Here is a 22664-nt window from a genome sequence, read left to right on the forward strand (position 1 = left end):
ATTTCATTTCCTATAAAAACAGATTACTTGAAAGTAACAAATTTTTCTTATATTCATTATTCTAATCGATGTTCGCAAAATTTGTCTATGATTTTTTTACTACATCACCGGCATTTTTTTAATCATATAGTCCTATAATTTTTCCAGTTTTTAAAGAATACTATTTGTTCGTTTTTCTACATACAAAAAGGCTTTTGACAGTTTCGACTGCCAAAAGCCTTTTCCATTCGATCAAGAAGTCTTTAATTTTGAAAGCTCATGTAAAAATTTGTCGTTTAATACTTTAATGTACGTTCCTTTCATACCTAGCGAACGTGATTCAATGACTCCCGCACTTTCGAGTTTTCGAAGCGCATTTACAATGACGGAGCGTGTGATTCCTACACGGTCGGCAATTTTACTCGCGACGAGAAGCCCTTCATTTCCTTCTAACTCTTCAAAGATGTGTTCAATCGCTTCAAGTTCACTATATGATAATGAGCTGATCGCCATTTGAACAACTGCTTTGTTTCTTGCTTCCTCTTCAATTTCCTCTGCTTTTTCACGAAGGATTTCCATTCCAACAACCGTTGCTCCATATTCAGCAAGGACTAAATCCTCATCATGGAATGAGCGAGATAAACGGGAAAGAATTAATGTGCCAAGACGTTCTCCCCCTCCTACAATTGGTACAATTGTCGTTAAGCCAGTAGCAAACAGCTCCTTGTTTTCAACCGGGAACGCCGTATAAAGGCTGTTGATGTCAAGATTAGGCGTCGTTTGCGTTAAATTGAACAGCGCGTTTGTGTACTCATTCGGAAATTGTCTTTCTTCCAACATTTTTTTCATACGCTCGTTTTCGATCTCTTGTTTTAAAGCGATTCCGAGTAATTTTCCTCGTCGGCTTACGACAAAGATGTTCGCTTCAATCACATCACAAAGTGTTTCCGCCATTTCCTTGAAATTGACAGGCTTGCCTCCTGTTTGTTGCAACATTGCATTAATCCTTCTTGTTTTTTCTAATAAATTCATTGCTAATCTTCCTCCTAAAATATTGTCCAGCATCATGCGATAAACGTTGCATGCGCCTTAAGTTATTGCTATAAAATAAACTGGCTTAAATCTTTGTTCTTGGCTATGTCGGCCAGCTTTTCGTTAACGTATTCAGGCGTGATCTTTACGACGTCTAGTTTCACATCCGGCGCTTCAAATGAAAGATCTTCCAACAATCGTTCAAGAATGGTATGCAACCTTCTTGCACCGATATTGTCTGTTTCCTGGTTAACCTCATAAGCTATACTTGCAATCTTAGCTATAGCTTCGTCAGAAAATTCAAGATTTATACCTTCTGTCGCAAGTAATGCTGTATATTGTTTTAATAAAGCGTTATCAGGTTCCACTAGAATTCTTGTAAAGTCATCGACCGATAAATTTTTGAATTCGACCCGGATTGGAAATCTACCTTGCAACTCCGGAATTAAATCCGATGGCTTAGCCATATGGAACGCACCCGCAGCGATGAACAGAATATGGTCGGTTTTCACGGAGCCATATTTCGTCATGACCGTTGAACCTTCAACGATAGGCAAAATATCGCGCTGAACACCCTCTCTTGAGACATCTGCAGAACTATTATGATTCTTACCGGCGATCTTGTCAATTTCGTCTATAAATATAATCCCCGATTGTTCCGCTTTATAAACCGCTTCGCTAGTTACATCATCCATGTCTATTAATTTTGCGGCCTCATCTTGTGTCAGCACTTTTCGAGCTTCCCTGACCGTAAGCTTTCTTCTTTTCTTTTTCTTTGGTACGAGACCGCCAAGCATATCTTGCATGTTTAATCCGATCTGTTCAAGCCCCGATCCCTGGAACATATCCATCATTGATTGCCCCTGTTCTTCTACCTCAACGGTAACGAAATGATCCTCCATCTCACCAAGGGCTAGTTTATGTGCCATTTGTTTTCTTTGCTGCCTTAAGGAAAGATCTTCTTCGCTTTGGGAATTGTTTTGAGAGCTCTGTCCTCCCCCACCGAAAAACATTTCTAATGGGTTTTTGTATCCGGTCTCCTTCTGTTTTCCCGGCACCAATAATTCAACAAGCCTTTTGTTTGCATTTTCTTCTGCTTTGTCTTTAACCGCAAGCATTTTTTGTTCTTTTACAAGACGAATGGACGTCTCCACAAGATCTCTTACCATCGATTCTACGTCACGGCCTACATAGCCGACTTCGGTAAATTTCGTCGCCTCCACTTTAATAAACGGAGCATTTACCAATTTAGCAAGCCTTCTGGCAATCTCCGTTTTCCCCACACCTGTAGGTCCAATCATTAAAATATTTTTTGGCGAAATTTCATCTCGTAATTTATCATCGAGTAAACTTCTTCTATACCGATTGCGGAGGGCAACTGCAACAGCCTTTTTCGCTTCTTTTTGACCGATAATATATTGGTCAAGCTTTTCTACAATTTCGCGAGGTGTTAATTGTGTATTCAATTCCAACACACTCCTTAAAAATTATGGATGTAAAAACAGTCGTGTCCGATCGTGAGAATTCTAAAACAGGCCGCTTACAGCTCTTCTAAAATAATTTGATCATTTGTATAAACACAAATTTCTCCTGCGATTTCTAAGGAAGCTCTTGCAATTTCGCTGGCTGATAAATGCGGTGCGTTTTTCTTTAAGGCGCGGCCGGCTGCCAGGGCATAGTTGCCGCCGGAACCGATTGCGAGAATCCCATCATCCGGCTCAATGACCTCGCCGGTGCCCGAAATAAGCAAGAGGTGTTCCCTATTCATTACGATTAACATCGCTTCAAGTTTCCTTAAAATTTTATCTGATCTCCATTCTTTTGCAAGTTCAACGCTCGCCCGCTGCAAATTTCCATTATACTCTTCCAGTTTTCCTTCGAACTTTTCATATAGCGTAAATGCGTCAGCTACTGAACCGGCAAAGCCGGCAAGGACTTTCCCGCCATAGAGTCTTCTTACTTTTTTGGCACTATGTTTCATTACGACGGCATTCCCAAAGGTGACTTGGCCATCGCCGGACATCGCCGATTGGCCGTTATGCTGGATGGCAAAAATAGTTGTTGCATGAAACGAATGAGTCATTGAAATACCTCCCTCTTCTTTATAATGGCAGACAAACGCTTCCCTCATTTTATAATCTACTTTGATAAACCGGATTTTAGAAGTTGCTTTCGTTTATGCCCTAGGATGTGCGTTATTATAAATATTTTTCAAATGTTCTTTCGTTACATGTGTATAAATTTGTGTCGAAGAAAGGTGGGAGTGCCCAAGCAGTTCCTGGACCGCCCTTAAATCCGCTCCACTCTCTAACATATGGGTAGCAAACGTATGCCTTAAAACGTGCGGACTAATATGTACCGTTAATGCCGTTTTTTCAATCAGTTGATTTAAAATATTGCGTACTCCCCTGCTTGAGAGTGCCCCGCCTCTATAATTGATAAATAAGTGATTGGAAGTTGAATGGTATTTTTCTACGATTCTTTTTCTTCCGTCATTTATATACGTTTGTAACGCTTCCATTGCATAGCTTCCAAGCGGAACATAACGTTCTTTTCTACCTTTTCCACGAATTAAAACCGTTTCTACAACAACATCAAGATCATCCATCCGTATATCGCAGCACTCACTCACACGGATACCCGTTCCGTAAAGAAGCTCTAAAATCGCCTGATTTCGCTGTCCGAGCGGCTCTTCAAGATTGCTTACTGTAAATAATTGCGTAAGCTCCTGTTCATACAGAAAGCTTGGCAATAATCTCTTTTTCTTCGGCAGCGAAGAGTAAGCAAATGGATTTTCTTTCACCAGTTTCTCCCTTAAAAGAAAGCGGTAAAAGCTTCTTAAAGAAGATATTTTTTTGGCAACCGTTGTTCTAGCATATCGCTGATTATAAAGATCTGTTATATAGTGTCTGACCAAAACATAAGAAACAGCAGCAAATCCGTCGATTGCCTGCTGTTTCATAAACGTCATGAAATGCAAAATTGCCTGTTCGTAAGTTTCGATTGTAAGCTGTGAACTGTTTTTTTCAATTTGTAAATATTCCTTAAACAAAAGCAAATGCTCGCGGTTTGTATCCAACCTAAACACCTCACAAAGCCACTAAAGCTTAACACAAATTTGAGGTATTGACAAGTGGAATTCACAATTTTGTTAAAAAATTCTGAATTGTCTCCAATGCCCGTTTAGCAAGTGCTTCGTAGCGTTCTTTCTTATTTTTGATTTTTGTAGAAAGCGGCGGAATAAGGCCGAAATTTGCATTCATTGGTTGAAAATGATGAGGATCGGCCGTTGTAATGTAATGGGCCATGCTTCCAATCGCTGTCTCCGCCGGAAATTCAACCGGATCTTGCCCTTGAATGAGTCTTGCCGCATTGATGCCAGCGACCAGTCCTGACGCAGCACTTTCCACATATCCTTCAACACCGGTCATTTGCCCTGCAAAAAATAAATCTTCGCGGGTTTTCAACTGGTACGTTTTACGAAGCAATTTTGGCGAATTGATAAACGTATTCCGATGCATCACACCATATCGGACGATTTCAGCATTTTCAAGTCCCGGAATCATTTGAATGATTTCTTTTTGCGGTCCCCACTTCAAATGGGTTTGAAAGCCAACGATATTATATAATGTTCCGGCGCTATTATCCTGGCGCAATTGCACGACCGCAAAAGGCCGTTTGCCTGTTCTGGGGTCTTCCAGGCCGACCGGTTTCATCGGTCCAAATAGAAGAGTCTTTTTCCCTCTTCGTGCCATTACTTCGACCGGCATACAGCCTTCAAAAAAGATCTCTTTTTCGAACTCTTTAAGCGGCACTGTTTCGGCAGAAATGAGCGCTTCATAAAAACGGTCAAATTCTTCCTCGGTCATTGGACAATTTAAATAGGCCGCATCGCCTTTATCATAGCGGGATTTTAAGTAAACTTTTTCGCGGTCGATACTTTCCACTTCGATAATCGGCGCCGCCGCATCATAGAAATAAAGATATTCTTCCGATGTTTCTTTTTTTAAGCTTTCTGATAAAGCGGGCGATGTTAACGGACCTGTTGCGATGATCGAAGGCCCTTCCGGAATGGAAGTCACTTCTTCGTGATAAACCGTCACGTTCGGATGATTTTTCACCCGTTCAGTAACAAGGGCAGCGAATTCATGCCGGTCTACTGCAAGCGCACCTCCTGCCGGTACTGAACAATCATCCGCCGATCGAATAATAACGGAATCAAGCCTGCGCATTTCTTCTTTTAAAACACCGACCGCATTCGTCAGGGAATTTCCCCGCAATGAGTTGCTACAAACGAGTTCAGCAAACTTATCCGTATGATGGGCCGGAGTTTGCACTTTGGGCCTCATTTCATATAAATGTACATTAATTCCTCGTTTGGCAAGCTGCCAGGCTGCCTCACTTCCAGCAAGCCCGGCCCCGATAACCTTCACAACATTACTCATAAATTTTTTAGTTTCCTTCCTCTTCTGCATAATCACATGAAATACATTGAACGACTTTTCCTTTTTTCGTTTTCTTTTCAACGAGAATTTGTCCGCATTTCGGGCAGTTGCGCCCAACCGGCTTATCCCACGATACAAATTCACAGTCCGGATAACGGCTGCAGCCGTAAAAAATGCGTCGTTTTTTACTTTTTCTTTCGACAATGGTACCTTCATGACAATTCGGGCATGTAACGCCTGTATCTTTTACGATTGGCTTCGTATTACGGCAATCCGGGAAGTTGGAGCACGCCATAAATTTCCCGTACCTGCCCATCTTATAGACCATTTCATGACCGCATTTTTCGCATGTTTCGCCTGCCGGTTCATCCTTTATTTCTACTTCTTTCATTTCTTCTTCAGCAATTTTCAGCTTCTTTTCAAAGCTTTTGTAAAAAATATCGATAACTTCTTCCCACTCTTTATTTCCTTCTTCAATGGCATCAAGATCATCTTCCATTTTAGCGGTAAACTCGACATTGAATATTTCCGGAAAGAATTCTAATGTCTGTTCTAGAACGACTTCACCGAGTTCTGTAGGAACGAATTTTTTGTCATCTAAGGCGACATAGCCCCTTTTTTGAATGGTATCGAGCGTAGGTGCATAAGTTGACGGCCGCCCGATGCCGAGTTCTTCCATCGTTTTGACAAGTCTTGCTTCCGTATACCTTGGCGGCGGCTGGGTAAAATGCTGCGATGGCTCGATCTCTTTTTTCTGAACAGCCATGCCTTCCATTAAATCCGGGAGAAGTCGGTCCTCATCTTTCTTCCCATCATCATTTCCTTCTATATAAACTTTCATAAAGCCAGGGAATTTTACTTTCGAGCCATTCGCCCGAAAAATAACACCATTATTATCAATATCAACCGTCATCGTGTCAAGTACGGCGGATGCCATTTGGCTTGCGATGAAACGTTCCCAGATCAAACGGTAAAGACGAAGTTGATCACGGCTTAAGTAGTCTTTTAGCAGCTTAGGGTGCCGCATCGCTGAAGTAGGGCGGATCGCCTCATGCGCATCCTGTGCATTCTTCCCCGCTTTCTTTTCTGTACGCTCTCCTTCAAGGACGTACTCCTTCCCAAATTCTTCAACGATATAATTTTTCGCCTCTTCTTTTGCGAGGTCAGAAATGCGAGTTGAGTCCGTTCTCATATAAGTAATGAGACCAACCGTTCCCTCTTTGCCAATATCAATTCCCTCATATAACTGTTGGGCGAGCATCATCGTTTTCTTTGCCCGAAAGTTTAACTTTCTTGCCGCTTCTTGCTGAAGGGAGGAAGTGATAAAAGGCGGAGCAGGATTTCTTTTCCGTTCTTTCTTTTGTACTGAGCTAATTTTAAATTTCCTGCCCTTTATGCGAGCCAATATTTCTTTTACCTCTTCTTCATTGGCCAGATCTTTTTTCTTGCCATCCGCTCCGTAAAAACTTGCTTCAAATTCATCGTTATTAGCTGAAAAAACGGCTTTTATTTTCCAATATTCCTCCGGTTCGAACGATTGAATTTCCCGTTCTCTTTCGACGATCAAACGGACAGCGACGGTTTGAACCCTTCCTGCGCTTAAGCCTTTTTTTACTTTTTTCCAGAGGAGCGGACTAATGTTGTAACCGACTAGCCGGTCGAGAATGCGTCTTGCCTGCTGGGCATCGACAAGATCCATATTGATTTTTCTCGGCCGTTTGAACGAGTCTTTTATTGCATTTTTCGTAATTTCATTAAAAACAACACGGCAATCGGAATCGAGGTCCATGTCAAGGCTATGGGCCAAATGCCACGCAATGGCCTCTCCTTCGCGGTCAGGGTCAGCCGCGAGATAGATTTTTTTTACTTTTTTTGCAGCCGTCTTTAATTCTTTTAAGACGGGGCCTTTTCCTCGAATCGTAATATATTTCGGTTTGTAATGATCTTCTACTTCTACGCCCATTTGGCTTCTCGGAAGATCTCTTACGTGTCCCATCGAAGCTTTGACGATATATTTATTGCCAAGATATTTTTTTATCGTTTTTGCTTTAGCGGGAGATTCAACGATAACTAAATACTCTTCCATTTTCTGTTTATCCCCCTTTAAGGGTTTATTAAATCTTCCCTATTATTAAATAAGGCTCACCTTTTTGTCAAACTGTAAAACAATATATTTTAAATCCATTGTCGCCTAAATCGTCGAAATCAATTCGTCGATAATGTCTTTCGTCTCAAGAACTAGCTTTGCGCCTTGCTGGATTAATCGATTCGTTCCCATAGAATGTTCATCGATCATCGCCCCAGGCACGGCAAACACTTCCCTTCCTTGTTCCAGCGCCTGATCAGCTGTAATTAAAGACCCGCTCTTCTCGCGGGCTTCTATGACTAATAGGCCCGGAGCCAAACCGCTTATGATGCGGTTTCTCAATGGAAACTGCCATTTTTGCGGCCGTGTATGGAAAGGATACTCTGAAAGCAATAAACCTCTTTTCGCTATCGTATGCGCAAGCGGCTCATTTGATTTTGGATAAATATGTCCAAGCCCTGAGCCTAATACTGCGATTGTATTTCCATTTAATGATAAGGTCAAATGATGTGCATACCCATCAATTCCTTCAGCCAGCCCGCTGACGATCGTCCAGCCTTCTTCAATAAGCGGAGGCAACAGCTTTCTGGTGGCGGCAAGGCCCCTATTGGAAGGCTTCCTTGTCCCGACTACACTTAGCGATTTTTTGCTTAATAAAAGTTCTTTGTTTCCTTTCATATATAATACCCATGGCGGATCATAGATGTTTTTAAGCAAAGGAGGGTAGTTTGTATCAAAGTATGTAATCATTTCAATTTCATGTATGTAATATTGTTTCATGATGGAGTGATAGGACAATTTTCTTACATCTTGCAGGAATGCTTCAGCATGGTGTTCTCTCATTCGAAAATATTGCATAAGCTCTTCTTTTCCCATTAAGAAAATCGATTGGAGTGTAGAATCAAAGCGGATAAATAATTGCATCGTCTTCCAACCAACACCGCGGCAATGATGTAAAAGGATGAGGCGTTCGATATCCATATGATCCTCCTATCATTTTTTAAAAAAGCTCCCCGAATAGGGAGCTTTTTTACTATTAAACATTCGCTTTATGTGTGATGCAGCGCTCGAGAAGTCCTTTCTCCTTTAAAACAGAAACGAGTGTTTCACCCATAACAGAAGGTGTTTCTGCTACTTTAATGCCACAAGCTTCCATCGTTTTAATTTTTTCAGCAGCTGTACCTTTACCGCCGGAAATAATGGCGCCAGCATGTCCCATACGTTTTCCTGGAGGTGCCGTTTGGCCACCAATAAAGCCGACGACTGGTTTCTTCATGTTCGCTTTAATCCACTCGGCAGCTTCCTCTTCAGCTGTACCGCCAATTTCACCGATCATAATAACAGCATACGTATCTTCATCTTCATTAAAAGCTTTTAAAACATCGATAAAGTTTGTTCCGTTAACAGGGTCGCCGCCGATACCAACAGCCGTTGATTGACCGATGCCGCGCTGTGTGAGCTGGTGGACCGCTTCATATGTTAATGTACCAGAACGGGAAACAACCCCAACGTGGCCTTTTTTATGAATGTAGCCAGGCATAATGCCGATTTTACATTCTTCAGGAGTAATGACACCAGGGCAGTTTGGCCCAACGAGGCGAGTCTTTTTCCCTTCCATATAACGTTTTACTTTAACCATATCCATGACTGGAATATGTTCTGTAATACAAATGACTAGATCAAGTTCGCTGTCTACCGCTTCAATGATCGCATCTGCTGCAAATGGAGCAGGCACGTAAATAACAGAAGCATTTGCCCCGGTTGCTTTCACCGCTTCTTCAACCGTATTAAATACAGGCACTCCTTCAACTTCAGAACCGCCTTTACCTGGTGAAGTACCGCCTACAATTTTTGTACCGTATTCAAGCATTTGTTTTGTATGGAATAATGCTGTAGAACCTGTAATCCCTTGAACGATTACTTTTGTATCTTTATTGATGAAAACGCTCATGTTTGTCCCCTTCCTTTCTGTTTACTTTACGAGTGATACGATTTTTTGAGCTCCATCTGCCATTGATTGTGCAGAAGTAATGTTAAGACCGGATTCTTCTAAAATCTTCTTGCCTAGTTCAACGTTTGTTCCTTCTAAACGGACAACGAGCGGAAGGTTAAGGCCGACTTGTTTCGTTGCTTCAACAACACCTTCGGCAATAACATCACATTTCATAATTCCGCCGAAAATATTGACGAAAATACCTTTTACATTCGGATCGGAAAGAATGATTTTAAACGCTTCCGTTACTTTTTCTGCAGTCGCACCGCCGCCTACATCAAGGAAGTTTGCAGGGTCTCCACCGTAATGTTTAATGATGTCCATCGTCGCCATTGCAAGACCGGCACCATTTACCATACAACCGATATTGCCATCGAGAGAAATATAGCTTAAGTCATACTTAGAAGCTTCGATTTCCTTTGGATCTTCTTCTTCTAAATCACGATACTCCATGATTTCCGGATGGCGGTAAAGCGCATTTGAATCAAAGTTTAATTTTGCATCAAGCGCCATTACATTTCCGTCTCCTGTTACAACAAGCGGATTGATTTCAGCAATTGAGCAATCGTTTTCAACGAACGCTGTGTATAAGCCTAACATGAATTTAACAGCTTTATTCACTAATTCTTTTGGAATATTAATATTGAATGCTAAACGGCGAGCCTGAAAGGGTTGTAGGCCAATCGCAGGGTCAATCACTTCTTTGAAGATTTTTTCCGGAGTTTTTTCGGCTACTTCTTCAATTTCCGTTCCGCCTTCTTCTGATGCCATCATAACAACGCGGGAAGTCGCACGGTCGAGAACGAGGCCAACATAGTACTCTTTCTTAATGTCACAGCCTTCTTCGATAAGCAAGCGTTTTACTTCTTTACCTTCAGGTCCTGTTTGATGTGTAACTAAGACTTTGCCAAGAATTTCTTTTGCATATGTACGCACTTCATCAAGGCTTTTAGCTACTTTTACTCCTCCTGCTTTTCCGCGGCCACCGGCGTGGATTTGCGCTTTTACTACGGATACAGCGCTTCCTAATTCTTTTGCCGCTTCAACAGCTTCTTCTACAGTAAAGGCAACTTTACCATTAGGAACAGCCACTCCGTATTTTCTTAGAATTTCTTTCCCTTGATACTCGTGGATATTCATTCTCCATCCTCCTATCATGTTGAAAACTTAAAGTACCGTTATTCATTGTATATAAACAATCGCCTACTGTCTAGCATTCGACATTATTTTTAACAGAGGCAACATTCTTAAAATGCCTTACTTCGGTAAAAGTAATGTATTTTATACGTTTTTTTCTTAATTGGCGTATTGTTTTACTGGCGCAAACGACTTTCTATGCTCCTCTGTGATTCCATACTGCGTAAGCGCCTGCAAATGTTCTTTTGTCCCGTAACCCATATTTGTAGAAAAGCCATATTGCGGATATTTTTCATGGAGTTTTTTCATTAAACGGTCCCGCGTCACCTTCGCGATAATCGAGGCAGCCGCAATCGACACACTTTTCGTATCGCCTTTAATAATTTTCGTCTGCGGAATCGGAATCGGCACTTCCATCGCATCAATAAGCAGGTGATCCGGCTTCATCTTTAACGCTTCAACGGCTTTCATCATCGCTTTTTTCGTTGCTTCATAAATGTTCATAGCATCTATCTCATGTGGTGGAATGATCCCTACTCCAACCGCCGCAGCGTTATTCATTATTTCTTCATAAAAAAATTCACGTTTCGTGTCCGTCAACTGTTTAGAATCATTGAGCCCCGGTATGTAGGCATCTTGTTTCAAAATGACGGCTGAGGCAACAACGGGGCCTGCAAGCGGTCCACGTCCAACCTCATCAATTCCCGCAACAAGCGTTTTTCCTGTTAGCCAGCACTCTTTCTCATATGTGAGCATTAAATCGTACGCTATTCGCATTTTTTTGTTTGCTAATTGCTCTCGCTTGAATCTATCAACGAGCTTCTTTACTCCGATTCTCGAGTCGTTTTTTAACTTCTCTATGTAAGTTTCTCTCTCTTCAAAAGCAAGTGACCGCAACTTCTGTTCAATCTCTTTAATGGTTTCGATTTTCATTTTACTAAACTCTCTTTCTTTATATGGAACGGACCCGCCCTTTTAATGAAAAAAGGCACGCATAATGAAAGCGTGTCTTTTTCTAGTTTGGCGGTCTTTCATATGAAATTTGTCCGAGTTTTTCGGAACGTAAATCACGAAGGATAATTTCGGCAGTTTTATCGTAGTCAATTTGTCCCCCGCCCATAAGACATCCTCTTTTTCTGCCGATTTCATCAAATAAATCAAGCGGTTTTTCGGGTATTTCGATAAGCTTATACCGCTCCTTTAATTGATCTGGATACCATTCTTTTAAATACGTTAAAGCGAAAAGGACAACTTCAGAAAAATCAAGCAATGTTTCTTTAATCGCACCAGTAACAGCTAATTTTAAACCGATCTCTTCATCTTCAAACTTCGGCCATAATATTCCCGGTGTATCTAACAGCTCAAGTTGATCGCCAACTTTAATCCATTGCTGTTTTTTTGTTACTCCCGGTTTGTCACCGGTAATTGCGATATTTTTTCCGGCAAGCCTGTTAATCAACGTTGATTTGCCGACATTTGGTATACCGAGGATAAGAGCTCTTACCGCTCTTGGTTTAACGATTCCTTTCGCTCTCATTTTGGCAAATTTCTCTTTAACAAGTTCTTTCGCCATTCCTTCGATTTTATTAATTCCTTTGCCTGCTTGTGAATTCAATGCCAACACTGGGATATTTTGATGCGCAAAATACGATTCCCATTTTTTTGTTACATCCCTGTCTGCCATATCTGCTTTATTTAAAAGCAGAAGGCGCGGCTTTCCGGAGATGATTTCATCAATCATTGGATTTCTTGAAGCAAGAGGAATTCTCGCATCTACTAATTCAAATACTACATCAATAAGCTTTAATTTCTCAGTTATTTCCCTTCTTGCCTTAGCCATGTGGCCGGGAAACCATTGTATCGTCATATTCTCACCTACTTCATGACACCAATATCAGATATCGGCCAAATCCGAACACTCGCTTTACCAATCACACGATCGATTGGGACAGTGCCAATATTTCTCGAGTCAGTGGAGTGGCGGCGGTTATCCCCTAATACAAATAATTGCCCTTTAGGGACGCGTTTTTTCCCCGTGATCTCTTCCAATGTAAAATCATATGTTAAGTTTCCGTCTTTCGTTATCTTTTTATTCGGCTCTAAATAAGGCTCTTTTACCTGTTTTCCATTCACGTAAAGCACGTCATCTTTATACATGATTTCATCGCCAGGCAGGCCGATTACTCGTTTTATGTAGTCTTTAGTTGGTGTTGCTTTAAAAACGATAATATCTCCTCGTTTCGGCGTTGCGATCTTGTTTACGATTAAACGGTCTTTATTGTGTAACGTAGGCATCATCGATTCGCCGTCCACGACGATCGGAGCAAAGAAAAAATATCGGATTACTCCGGCAAGGAGCAGTGCGATAATTAATGCTTTGACCCATTCCCACGTTCCATTCTTCTGACGCGCCATATTTCTTCCTCACCATCCAATTTTCTCTTTTTCTAAATTCATACTTTAAAACATGCCCTTATTTTGGAACATTGATTAAAGTAATGAAAAAGGAGCTTGAGTGAGTCAAGCTCCTTTGCCAAATTATTTACGGATTTCTTTAATACGTGCTGCTTTACCACGAAGGTTACGCAGATAATAAAGTTTCGCACGGCGAACTTTACCATGACGTACAACTTCAAGTCCAGCGATCTTCGGAGAGTGGACAGGGAATGTACGTTCAACACCTACACCGTAAGAAACTTTACGGACAGTAAATGTTTCGCTGATTCCAGAGCCACGTCGTTTAATAACAACACCTTCAAATAGCTGAATACGCTCACGAGTACCTTCAACTACTTTTACCTGGACACGTACAGTGTCTCCAGGGCGAAACTCAGGAAGATCTGATTTCAATTGTTCTTTCGTTAATTCTGCAATAAGCTGTTGCATGTTATTGCCTCCTTCCCACAGATGTTCTTGCTAATTCGACAGCAGCGGAACACCGTATTCAATAGCCTAAGCCACAAAATAAATCTTACCATAGAGAAAGGCCATTGACAAGTCATCTATTGATGTTTATGTTCCTTTTTTATTTCTTGAAGCCATTGTTGCTCCTGCTCGGATAGTTCGGCGCCAATCAACATATCCGGCCTTTTTAGCCATGTCCGTCTGAGAGATTCTTTTATTCGCCATTCGGCGATTTTTTGATGGTTCCCCGACAGCAGCACATCAGGAACTTTTAACCCCCGAAAATCCGCAGGCCTTGTATAATGGGGATGTTCAAGTAGTCCCGAGCTAAAAGAATCTTTCACCGCTGATTCTTCATTTCCGAGCGCACCAGGCAAAAGCCTTGTCACGCTATCAATGATGACCATAGATGCCAGTTCGCCTCCTGTCAGGACAAAGTCACCAATCGAAATTTCGTCAGTCACCAGATGTTCGCGAATGCGTTCATCATATCCTTCGTAATGACCGCAAATAAACAGGAGGTGGCTTTCTGCTGCCAGCTCTTCCGCCTTTTGTTGTGTAAATCGTTCTCCCTGGGGGCAAAGTAAAATGACTCGAGGCTTTTCTTTTGCTTGTCCGGATAATGCTTGAACGGCGTCAAAGATAGGCTGGGGTGTAAGCACCATTCCCGCTCCGCCTCCATATGGATAATCATCGACATTTCGATGTTTATTCGTAGAAAACGTTCTAAAATCGGTCACATGATACTCAACCAGCCCTTTTTCTTCTGCTTTTTTTAAAATAGAGGACCCGAGAACACCAGTGAACATCTCAGGGAATAAGGTTAAAATATCGATTCTCATCCTATATCAGACCATCCATAACATGAATCGTAATTGTTTTTTCCGCTAGATCGACATTTTTTACGACTTGCGGGATGTAAGGAATTAAAATATCAGGACCAAATTCCTTTCGTTTTACAACCCAGACATCGTTTGCGCCCGGGGAAAGAATTTCTTTCACTTTTCCTAATTCTTCCCCTTCTTCTGTCACTACTTTGCAGCCAATAATGTCATGGTAAAAAAATTCTCCTTCTTCAAGCTTTACTTCCTGATCAGGAGAAGCTTTCAGCAATGACCCTTTAAATGGTTCGACATCATTAATATTGTTATAGCCTTCAAATGTTAATAAATCAAATTGTTTATGCTTGCGATGGCTCTTAACGATCACCGGAATCTGCCGGTTTTCTCCCGCGACGTCAACGAACAGTGTATTTCCTTTTTTATAGCGTTCTTCTGGAAAATCCGTCCGCGAGATGACGCGAACTTCGCCATGAATCCCATGCGTATTCACAATTTTCCCGACATTAAGCCATTTCGTCATGAAAATAAAACCTCCTTTTCATTGCTTATGTATCACTAGTTTGCCTTACATGCCGCTTAAGTATTGAAAAAAGGGGAGGTTTCCCTCTCCCTTTTTTTTCGATACTTATATAATTTCCAATGAAATTCGTTTGCTTTGATTCGTACCAGCAGCATTGACAACGGTTCTGATCGCTTTGGCTACCCTTCCTTGCTTGCCGATCACCTTACCTGTGTCCGAATGATGAACAGATAATTGGTAAACGAGCTTCGAACCGTCAGCCACTTCTACGACTTTCACTTCGTCTGGATGATCTACAAGAGCTTTTACAATCGTTTCGATTAACTCTGTCATCTCATATCACCCATTTTATTTTTGAAGTTTAGCGTTATGAAACTTTTCCATTAAGCCAGCTTTTGAAAAAAGATTACGAACAGTGTCAGAAGGTTTTGCACCGTCAAGCATCCATTTAAGCGCTTGTTCTTCATCAATTTTCACTTCTACCGGATTTTTTAATGGATTGTAGTATCCGATTTCTTCAATGAAACGCCCATCACGTTTCGCTCTCGAATCTGCTACTACTACACGATAAAATGGAGCTTTTTTAGCACCCATACGTTTTAAACGAATTTTTACTGCCATTGTAAAAAATACACCTCCGAAATTAGTTCACACAAATTAATATTATACTATATTTTAGGCTTGATTTCAAGCCAAAATATCAACACGAAAAGCGGAAGCACCCCGCTTAGCCCCGACAGCTGCTTGCGCCTCATCCTCAATGTCTCTTCCTCTGCTAGATTTGCTTTCGCAGCTAGATGCGTCGAGACAACTCGAAGAAAATTCTCGATGTAAAGGCTCGTGGCTGTTGCCGCCGCAGAAGAGGCGAAGCGGCTCGAGGGGCTGGGTGCTGGAGCTAGACATCACCCGCAAATACTTCTAATTACATAAATGGAAGCTTAAAGCCTTTTTTCTTTCCTTTAGTCATGCCAGCCATTTGTTTCATCATTTTCTTCATATCTTCGAATTGCTTGATCAAACGGTTCACCTCTTGAACGGTCCGGCCACTTCCTTTTGCAATTCGTTTTCTACGGCTTGCATTAATGATTTCCGGCTGCTCTCGTTCATGCTTCGTCATTGATTGAATAATCGCTTCGACATGGCTGAGCTGCTTTTCATCGATTTGAATGTTCTTCAAGCCTTTCATTTTAGCCGCCCCGGGAAGCATCCCCAGAAGTTCATCAAGCGGCCCGAGCTTTTTCACCTGGCCCATTTGCTCCAAAAAGTCATCAAACGTAAATGACATATCGCGCATTTTCTTCTCAAGCTCTTTCGCCTTCTCTTCATCGACCGAAGTTTGCGCTTTTTCAATAAGGGTCAGCACATCTCCCATTCCGAGAATTCGGCTTGCCATGCGATCCGGATGGAAAGGTTCAAGAGCATCCATCTTTTCCCCCATGCCGACAAATTTAATCGGCAGTCCGGTGACCGCTTTTATTGATAGCGCGGCACCCCCGCGTGTATCTCCATCAAGCTTTGTTAAAATGGCGCCAGTGAGTGCAAGCTGTTCGTTAAAGCTCTGGGCGACATTTACGGCGTCTTGACCTGTCATTGCATCAACGACGAGGAAAATTTCATGCGGATTTGCCATTTCTTTTACCTGACTTAACTCATCCATCAATTCTTCATCGATGTGCAGGCGGCCGGCTGTGTCGATAATGACATAATCGTTATGGTCTTCTTTCGCCTTCATTATCGCCTGGCGGGCAATTTCTACCGGGCTCACTTTGTCGCCTAATGAAAATACCGGTATGTCTAATTGCTTGCCAAGCGTCTCCAATTGGTTGATCGCAGCGGGACGGTAAATGTCAGCCGCAACGAGCAGAGGCTTTCGATTATGTCTTTTTCTCAAGTGGTTTGCCAGTTTTCCTGACATCGTCGTTTTACCAGCCCCTTGAAGCCCAACCATCATAATAATGGTAGGCGGACGATTGCTGACGGCAATTTTACTTTGCTCCCCGCCCATTAATGAAGTGAGTTCATCATGAACCACTTTAACGACTTGCTGTCCAGGCGTAAGGCTGGAAAGCACTTCTTGTCCGACAGCCCGTTCTGTCACTCGTTTAATAAAATCCTTGACGACTTTGAAGTTCACGTCCGCTTCAAGAAGGGCAAGGCGAACTTCACGCATCATTTCTTTTACATCCGCTTCTGATACTTTTCCTTTTCCGCGGATTTTCTTTAAGGTATTTTGCAATCGGTCGGCTAATCCTTCAAATGCCATTGTATGTGTCGCCTCCTCAAAATGCTTATAGGCTAAGGCCCTTTAACCATTTGTTCCTATTCGATTTTTTCAAGGCGATCAACGATTTCCAGAACCGCATCAGGCTGGCCTTCAAGCAATTGCTTTAATCGGGAAAGCAACTGATCGCGTTCCTGAAATCTTGCAAAAAGCCCGAGTTTTTCTTCATATTCTTCAAGCATCGCCTCGGTACGTTTAATGTTATCATAGACGGCCTGGCGGCTAATATTAAATTGTTCAGCGATTTCTCCAAGGGAATAGTCATCCAAATAATACAATGCCATGTAATTCTTTTGCTTTTCCGTTAACAATGATTGGTAGAAGTCGAATAAATAATTCATCCGCATTGTTTTATCAAGCATTTGCCGCACCCCTTGTTAAGTGAAATGCCTTTACGTTAATTTATAGTACACGACTTTAGGTTTTTATGTCAAGTCTATTTTCTTAACAGAAAAAAAGCGGAGGATTACTCCGCTTCTTCCTCAAGGCCTGCAAATAAACCGTAAACAAATTTATCGGGGTCAAACGGTTCGAGATCGTCGATTTTTTCGCCGAGACCGACAAATTTAACAGGAATATCAAGTTCGTGGCGAATGGCAAGAACAATTCCGCCTTTTGCCGTCCCGTCAAGTTTCGTTAAAATAAGACCTGAAACGTCCGTTGACTCGCCGAAAATTTTCGCCTGGCTCATTGCGTTTTGTCCTGTCGTCGCATCTACGACGAGCAATACTTCATGAGGCGCGCCCGGAACCTCGCGTTCGATCACCCTTTTTATTTTTTCCAATTCTTTCATTAAATTCACTTTATTTTGCAGCCTTCCTGCCGTATCACAAAGAAGCACATCGACATTTCTCGACTTTGCTGCCTTTACGCTGTCATAAATAACGGCTGCCGGATCGGAACCTTGCTGGTGTTTGATCACATCCACGCCCGCGCGTTCTCCCCATACTTCTAATTGTTCAATGGCGCCTGCACGAAACGTGTCTCCCGCGGCAAGAAGCACTTTTTTCCCTTCGTTTTTAAATCGGTATGCCAATTTCCCGATAGACGTCGTTTTGCCGACTCCATTAACACCGACAAATAATATAACCGTCATTCCGGATTCCTGCATATTTAAATGACCATCTTGATCATCTTTATGAAGCATTTCCGCAAGTTTTTCAGAAATCGCCGATTTTAATTCATTCGTATCTTGAATATTACGGCTCCTTGCGACATCTTTTAACTCATCGATTAAATCCATAACGGTATGAACACCGACGTCAGAGCTAATTAAAATTTCTTCAAGCTCTTCAAAAAATTCTTCGTCAACCTTACGATAGCGTTTCATTAAATCATTCACTTTAGAAGCGAACGAATTTCTCGTTTTGGAAAGACCGCTTTTAAATTTTTCGGTTACAGAATCAGATTGTGTCGTAAATTTTTCTTTTAATTTTTTTAAAAAACTCATTAACGTCTCCTCATTTCTAGTTCATATTGCCTACCAATTCTTTCGTCTCTTCCAATCTTACCGAGACAAGCTTTGATACTCCAGATTCCTGCATTGTTACTCCATACAACACATCAGCTTCTTCCATTGTTCCTTTTCGATGTGTGACAACGATAAACTGCGTTTCTTTGCTGAACTCACGCAAATAGGCTGCATATCGGCTTACATTGGCATCATCAAGAGCCGCTTCTACTTCATCTAATATGCAAAATGGGACAGGCCTTACTTTTAAAATCGCAAACAATAAACTGATTGCCGTCAGCGCCCGTTCGCCCCCTGACAATAAGGCAAGGTGCTGCAATTTTTTCCCCGGTGGCTGAGCGAAAATGTCGACACCCGTTGTTAGTAAATGATCAGGGTCTGAAAGTGAAAGATCCGCTCGCCCGCCGCCAAATAATTCTTTAAAGATGCTGCTGAAATGCGAGCGTATATTGGTAAATGTTTCTTCAAACCGTTTCTTCATCTCTTCGTCCATTTCGTGAATGACATGATAGAGCGTTTCTTTCGCTTCGGTTAGATCGTCCCTTTGCCCTTTTAAAAACTCATAACGTTCTGCGACCCGTTCATATTCTTCAATTGCCCCGAGGTTTACAGTTCCTAATTCATCAATCGAAAGCTTAATTAATTTTACCTTTTTGCGTGCTTCATTAGCTTCGACCGATAAAGTAAACTTTTCTTTCGCCCCTTCAAATGACAGTTCATATTCCTCTCTTAAGCGGGCAAGTCGATTTTCGAGTTCGACATCAAGGCGATTGATCGTTACTTCCTCCTCGCGAAGCCCATCACTGAGTTGCTTTAAGAGCCGTTTTGATTCTTTCAACCTGCACTCCTTCTCTTCGACCTTTTCATATAAAGACTTCCGCTCTTGTCTTTTCGAAGTTATAAGTTCAAGCGCCCTCTGTTTTTCCTTTCGCTTTTCCTTAATTTGCGAATCAAGCGATTCCTCACCGGAAGAACTGCTATCCATTTCCTCTTCCAACAGCCAATAATCTTCTTCACTTTCTTTTAATTCCTGATCAATTTCTTTTAATTCCTGGTTGAGACGTTCAAGATTATCCTTCTGGTTGGATACTTGCTGTTCAACTTCAGCAATCTTAATTTTAAAAGAAACTGTCGCTTGGTGAATTTCCTCTTTGGACGTTGCCTGAATTTTTTTCTTTTCGCCAAGATGTTCAATATTCCTCTCAAGCTCATTGATATTGCCCGTTATCTGTACTAGTTTGCCTTCCAGTTCCTTTATCCGCTCCTGGATGGTTGTTTGCTCTGAATGGAACGAATTTTTTTCCCTGTCATACAGTCTTAAACGTTCGTTCACATTTTTTTCTTCTATTTCAATTTCTCTCAGGTTGCTTTGGAGCGATTGCTGGTAAAGACGGCTGTTACTTCCTTCTTCTCTTAATTGTTCGAGCTTTTCTTTTAAGTTGTTGATTTCCTCTTTTAATGTTTTTACACTTTCTTCCAATTTTCGTGTTTGGCCTTCCATAGCTGTCAATTTTTCTGTAATCGACTCAAGCTCCCGTTGCCTGCCGAGGAGAGAATAGCTTTTTTGCTTGACGCTTCCACCGGTCATCGATCCGCCCGGGGCGACCACATCACCTTCTATCGTCACGATCCGATAACGGTAATTTGTCATTTTTGCCAATTCATTTGCTCCTTCTATAGATTGGGCAATGATAATATTCCCGAGCAAATTGGAAACCACTGAAGCATAACGATCGCTATAAGAAATAAGATTTGAAGCAATGCCGATAAACTCGCGGTGAGTGGATAAATTCTTAAGCTGATGTTCGGGAAAATCTTTTTTCTTCATAACAGATAACGGCAAAAATGTAGCTCGTCCAACCCGCTTTTTTTTCAAAAAAGCGATCGCGCTCATGGCATCCTTTTCTGATTCAACAACAATATGCTGCATGGCGCCGCCTAATGCCGTTTCAATAGCGGCCTCCAGATGAGCCGGGACTGTGATAAGCTCCGCTACAGCTCCTTCTATCCCGGAAAGAGATGTACTTTTTGCTTTTAAAACCTCTTTTACTCCTTGAAAGAACCCGGCGTATTCATCTTGCATCGATTCAAGCATTTCTTTTTTTGATTGAAATTGCTGAATAAATTTATATGCCTGGTAAAGGTCGCTTTGTTTTCTTTCATACTCGCGCTCTTTTTCTCCAAGCTCTTTTTTGACATTGTTGTACGCTGTAATCCGTTTTTCAATTTCTATTTCAGCCTCTTTGATTTTCCCAAGCAATTCACGTTTTTGCTGATCGACCATTTTTCTTTCTTGAAGGTATTCTTCATGCTCGCGATCCAGCCGTGAACTCTTCATCTGTTGTTGATTTTGCTGGTCCGTTAAATACCTGATTTCATTTTTTATTGCAGCCTGCTCGTTTAACCGTTCGATATATTCGCCTTTAAGACGTTCTAGTTCCGTTTCTAAATCCATTTCAATAAGCGCAAGACGTTCTTCTTCTTTTTTGAGCTTATCCTTTAACGACTTGAGTAGCCCTGTTTTCTTCTTTAATTGTGCGGATTCCGTATTTAAAACAGATGTTAATTCTTCCTTCTTTTTTTTCAATCCGTTGATTTGCTGCTTTAACGTTTCTTTGTTTTGAAAATAGTTTTTCTTTCGTTCTTTTAAAACTTCGCGCTTTCCTTCAAATTTTTCAAGTTCTTCACTGACCGATAGCAATGATTGCTGCAACTGGTCGATGGAGGCATCCAACGTTTGAATTTCGGTACGTATTTGTTCAAGAAAGGTTTCCTCGTTTTTCACTTCTGTGGCCAAATGGTTTTCCTTGTCTTTTAACTCATCAAGCCGGATCGATTGTTTTTCCCACCGTTCGTGCAGTTCCTCTATTTCGTGCACAATTAGCGCTACTTCGATTTGTTTTAGCTCTTCTTTTTTTTCAAGGTAGTCTTTTGCGATCGAAGCCTGGATTTTCAATGGTTCAACTTGCCCTTCCAATTCATGCAGGATATCTTCAACCCGATTTAAATTATCCTGTGTCTCTTCAAGCTTTTGTTCGGCTTTTTGCTTTCGTATTTTATATTTTAAAACACCGGCTGCTTCCTCGAAAATTTTCCTCCGGTCCTCCGCTCTACTACTTAAAATTTCCTCTATCTTTCCCTGGCCGATAATGGAATACGCTTCCTTGCCGAGACCTGAATCCATGAACAGTTCAACGATGTCTTTTAGACGGCATTGCTGTTTATTAATTAAATATTCACTTTCCCCCGACCGGTAAACCCGCCTTGTTACACTTACTTCATTATAATCAATCGGCAGATGCTGATCCTCGTTATCTAACGTTAATGTTACCTCAGCTACATTTAACGGCTTTCGATGATCGCTTCCCGCAAATATAATGTCCTCCATCTTAGAGCCACGAAGCGATTTAGCAGATTGTTCGCCAAGGACCCATCTGACGGCATCCGATATATTGCTTTTTCCGCTTCCATTCGGTCCGACAACAGCTGTCACACCGGGAACAAACTCTATATTGATTCGCTCTGCAAACGATTTAAATCCTACAACATCCAAACGTTTGAGGAACATTCAATTATCCCCCTTTGACTTGCGGCATTAAACGAAAACATTTTCTTGTCTTATACCTTTATTTGCCGCACTTTTTTTCTTATGTATGTTAACTTGTTTATTTTATCATAGATTTACAAGACGTTTGAAGGTATAATTGTAAGAACAAATGTGGCGAGAAAGGGTGTTACTTTTTGGATTTATCCACTAGAAGTTTAGAAAATATGGAATTTATGATTGAACAAATGAAAAAGAAGCTTCAGCTTGTTAACTCCGGTATTATACAGGCAGTAGATTACAAATTAGAACAATATGATGAAATTAAAGAATTATACGATGTCGTCATGAAAATGCCAGGCTTTACTGTAAGAGATTTAGAAGGAATCGTTGAGGAGCTTGGCTCACTAAAAGCAAAATAAGATTCTTG

22 protein-coding genes are annotated in these 22664 nt (G+C 41.5%); 1 reads left to right on the top strand and 21 read right to left on the bottom strand.

The window, feature by feature from the left end:
• Positions 1-231 precede the first annotated feature (231 nt).
• The 21 genes from codY to smc all read right to left on the bottom strand — a co-directional run bounded on the left by codY (position 232) and on the right by smc (position 22258).
• Positions 232-1011, bottom strand: a complete 780-nt coding sequence (gene codY / locus H538_RS0100585) for a GTP-sensing pleiotropic transcriptional regulator CodY (protein WP_026675881.1) — start codon at positions 1009-1011, stop codon at positions 232-234.
• A gap of 68 nt (positions 1012-1079) precedes the next feature.
• Positions 1080-2477 carry an ATP-dependent protease ATPase subunit HslU gene (gene hslU, locus H538_RS0100590; protein WP_035349721.1) on the bottom strand — a complete coding sequence of 466 codons (1398 nt, stop codon included), beginning with the start codon at positions 2475-2477 and terminating at the stop codon, positions 1080-1082.
• A 74-nt stretch (positions 2478-2551) separates the two neighbouring features.
• On the bottom strand, positions 2552-3094 hold the full coding sequence (gene hslV, locus H538_RS0100595; protein WP_026675883.1) for an ATP-dependent protease subunit HslV: 543 nt from the start codon (positions 3092-3094) through the stop codon (positions 2552-2554).
• A 93-nt stretch (positions 3095-3187) separates the two neighbouring features.
• Positions 3188-4090, bottom strand: coding sequence for a tyrosine recombinase XerC (xerC, locus tag H538_RS0100600; protein ID WP_026675884.1), 903 nt, complete (start codon positions 4088-4090; stop codon positions 3188-3190).
• A gap of 61 nt (positions 4091-4151) precedes the next feature.
• Positions 4152-5456, bottom strand: a complete 1305-nt coding sequence (gene trmFO / locus H538_RS0100605; protein WP_026675885.1) for an FADH(2)-oxidizing methylenetetrahydrofolate--tRNA-(uracil(54)-C(5))-methyltransferase TrmFO — start codon at positions 5454-5456, stop codon at positions 4152-4154.
• 7 nt (positions 5457-5463) lie between these two features.
• On the bottom strand, positions 5464-7542 hold the full coding sequence (gene topA, locus H538_RS0100610) for a type I DNA topoisomerase (RefSeq protein WP_026675886.1): 2079 nt from the start codon (positions 7540-7542) through the stop codon (positions 5464-5466).
• Positions 7543-7647: 105 nt separating this feature from the next.
• Positions 7648-8523 (bottom strand): DNA-processing protein DprA, encoded by an 876-nt coding sequence (dprA, locus tag H538_RS0100615; RefSeq protein WP_026675887.1) that lies wholly within the window; start codon positions 8521-8523, stop codon positions 7648-7650.
• 55 nt (positions 8524-8578) lie between these two features.
• The gene (gene sucD, locus H538_RS0100620) at positions 8579-9493 is read right to left on the bottom strand and encodes a succinate--CoA ligase subunit alpha (RefSeq protein ID WP_026675888.1); all 915 of its coding nucleotides are present in this window, start codon (positions 9491-9493) and stop codon (positions 8579-8581) included.
• Positions 9494-9514: 21 nt separating this feature from the next.
• The gene (gene sucC, locus H538_RS0100625) at positions 9515-10675 is read right to left on the bottom strand and encodes an ADP-forming succinate--CoA ligase subunit beta (protein ID WP_026675889.1); all 1161 of its coding nucleotides are present in this window, start codon (positions 10673-10675) and stop codon (positions 9515-9517) included.
• A 156-nt stretch (positions 10676-10831) separates the two neighbouring features.
• Complete coding sequence (locus H538_RS0100630) at positions 10832-11605, bottom strand: ribonuclease HII (RefSeq protein ID WP_026675890.1); 774 nt, start codon at positions 11603-11605, stop codon at positions 10832-10834.
• 82 nt (positions 11606-11687) lie between these two features.
• A complete protein-coding gene (ylqF, locus tag H538_RS0100635) occupies positions 11688-12539 on the bottom strand; it encodes a ribosome biogenesis GTPase YlqF (protein ID WP_026675891.1) in 852 nt (283 codons plus the stop codon).
• Between the two features lie 8 nt (positions 12540-12547).
• On the bottom strand, positions 12548-13087 hold the full coding sequence (lepB, locus tag H538_RS0100640) for a signal peptidase I (RefSeq protein WP_026675892.1): 540 nt from the start codon (positions 13085-13087) through the stop codon (positions 12548-12550).
• Positions 13088-13210: 123 nt separating this feature from the next.
• On the bottom strand, positions 13211-13558 hold the full coding sequence (gene rplS, locus H538_RS0100645; protein ID WP_026675893.1) for a 50S ribosomal protein L19: 348 nt from the start codon (positions 13556-13558) through the stop codon (positions 13211-13213).
• A 116-nt stretch (positions 13559-13674) separates the two neighbouring features.
• Positions 13675-14418: a tRNA (guanosine(37)-N1)-methyltransferase TrmD gene (gene trmD / locus H538_RS0100650; RefSeq protein WP_026675894.1), complete on the bottom strand. Its 744-nt coding sequence runs from the start codon at positions 14416-14418 to the stop codon at positions 13675-13677.
• A gap of 1 nt (position 14419) precedes the next feature.
• Positions 14420-14938: a ribosome maturation factor RimM gene (rimM, locus tag H538_RS0100655; protein WP_026675895.1), complete on the bottom strand. Its 519-nt coding sequence runs from the start codon at positions 14936-14938 to the stop codon at positions 14420-14422.
• A 105-nt stretch (positions 14939-15043) separates the two neighbouring features.
• Positions 15044-15271, bottom strand: coding sequence for a KH domain-containing protein (locus tag H538_RS0100660; RefSeq protein ID WP_026675896.1), 228 nt, complete (start codon positions 15269-15271; stop codon positions 15044-15046).
• A gap of 15 nt (positions 15272-15286) precedes the next feature.
• Positions 15287-15559 (bottom strand): 30S ribosomal protein S16, encoded by a 273-nt coding sequence (gene rpsP, locus H538_RS0100665; RefSeq protein ID WP_026675897.1) that lies wholly within the window; start codon positions 15557-15559, stop codon positions 15287-15289.
• A 301-nt stretch (positions 15560-15860) separates the two neighbouring features.
• Complete coding sequence (ffh, locus tag H538_RS0100670) at positions 15861-17201, bottom strand: signal recognition particle protein (protein WP_026675898.1); 1341 nt, start codon at positions 17199-17201, stop codon at positions 15861-15863.
• 56 nt (positions 17202-17257) lie between these two features.
• The gene (locus tag H538_RS0100675) at positions 17258-17581 is read right to left on the bottom strand and encodes a putative DNA-binding protein (protein ID WP_026675899.1); all 324 of its coding nucleotides are present in this window, start codon (positions 17579-17581) and stop codon (positions 17258-17260) included.
• Positions 17582-17685: 104 nt separating this feature from the next.
• Positions 17686-18669 carry a signal recognition particle-docking protein FtsY gene (gene ftsY / locus H538_RS0100680; protein WP_026675900.1) on the bottom strand — a complete coding sequence of 328 codons (984 nt, stop codon included), beginning with the start codon at positions 18667-18669 and terminating at the stop codon, positions 17686-17688.
• 16 nt (positions 18670-18685) lie between these two features.
• Positions 18686-22258: a chromosome segregation protein SMC gene (gene smc / locus H538_RS0100685; protein WP_026675901.1), complete on the bottom strand. Its 3573-nt coding sequence runs from the start codon at positions 22256-22258 to the stop codon at positions 18686-18688.
• A 173-nt stretch (positions 22259-22431) separates the two neighbouring features.
• On the opposite strand from smc, the gene H538_RS0100690 reads away from it, so the two are divergent.
• Positions 22432-22656: a DUF1128 domain-containing protein gene (locus H538_RS0100690; RefSeq protein ID WP_026675902.1), complete on the top strand. Its 225-nt coding sequence runs from the start codon at positions 22432-22434 to the stop codon at positions 22654-22656.
• Positions 22657-22664: the final 8 nt, after the last annotated feature.

This window comes from Fictibacillus gelatini DSM 15865, from assembly GCF_000430745.1.
Taxonomy (GTDB): Bacteria; Bacillota; Bacilli; order Bacillales; family Fictibacillaceae; genus Fictibacillus_A; species Fictibacillus_A gelatini.

Coding starts and splice junctions, on each gene's coding strand:
- topA (WP_026675886.1), bottom strand. CDS start 7,542: ATGGAAGAGTATTTAGTTATCGTTGAATCTCCCGCTAAAGCAAAAACG.
- ffh (WP_026675898.1), bottom strand. CDS start 17,201: ATGGCATTTGAAGGATTAGCCGACCGATTGCAAAATACCTTAAAGAAA.
- trmD (WP_026675894.1), bottom strand. CDS start 14,418: ATGAGAATCGATATTTTAACCTTATTCCCTGAGATGTTCACTGGTGTT.
- H538_RS0100660 (WP_026675896.1), bottom strand. CDS start 15,271: ATGACAGAGTTAATCGAAACGATTGTAAAAGCTCTTGTAGATCATCCA.
- rpsP (WP_026675897.1), bottom strand. CDS start 15,559: ATGGCAGTAAAAATTCGTTTAAAACGTATGGGTGCTAAAAAAGCTCCA.
- hslV (WP_026675883.1), bottom strand. CDS start 3,094: ATGACTCATTCGTTTCATGCAACAACTATTTTTGCCATCCAGCATAAC.
- lepB (WP_026675892.1), bottom strand. CDS start 13,087: ATGGCGCGTCAGAAGAATGGAACGTGGGAATGGGTCAAAGCATTAATT.
- ylqF (WP_026675891.1), bottom strand. CDS start 12,539: ATGACGATACAATGGTTTCCCGGCCACATGGCTAAGGCAAGAAGGGAA.
- trmFO (WP_026675885.1), bottom strand. CDS start 5,456: ATGAGTAATGTTGTGAAGGTTATCGGGGCCGGGCTTGCTGGAAGTGAG.
- ftsY (WP_026675900.1), bottom strand. CDS start 18,669: ATGAGTTTTTTAAAAAAATTAAAAGAAAAATTTACGACACAATCTGAT.
- H538_RS0100675 (WP_026675899.1), bottom strand. CDS start 17,581: ATGCTTGATAAAACAATGCGGATGAATTATTTATTCGACTTCTACCAA.
- codY (WP_026675881.1), bottom strand. CDS start 1,011: ATGAATTTATTAGAAAAAACAAGAAGGATTAATGCAATGTTGCAACAA.
- sucC (WP_026675889.1), bottom strand. CDS start 10,675: ATGAATATCCACGAGTATCAAGGGAAAGAAATTCTAAGAAAATACGGA.
- smc (WP_026675901.1), bottom strand. CDS start 22,258: ATGTTCCTCAAACGTTTGGATGTTGTAGGATTTAAATCGTTTGCAGAG.
- rimM (WP_026675895.1), bottom strand. CDS start 14,938: ATGACGAAATGGCTTAATGTCGGGAAAATTGTGAATACGCATGGGATT.
- dprA (WP_026675887.1), bottom strand. CDS start 8,523: ATGGATATCGAACGCCTCATCCTTTTACATCATTGCCGCGGTGTTGGT.
- rplS (WP_026675893.1), bottom strand. CDS start 13,558: ATGCAACAGCTTATTGCAGAATTAACGAAAGAACAATTGAAATCAGAT.
- H538_RS0100630 (WP_026675890.1), bottom strand. CDS start 11,605: ATGAAAATCGAAACCATTAAAGAGATTGAACAGAAGTTGCGGTCACTT.
- sucD (WP_026675888.1), bottom strand. CDS start 9,493: ATGAGCGTTTTCATCAATAAAGATACAAAAGTAATCGTTCAAGGGATT.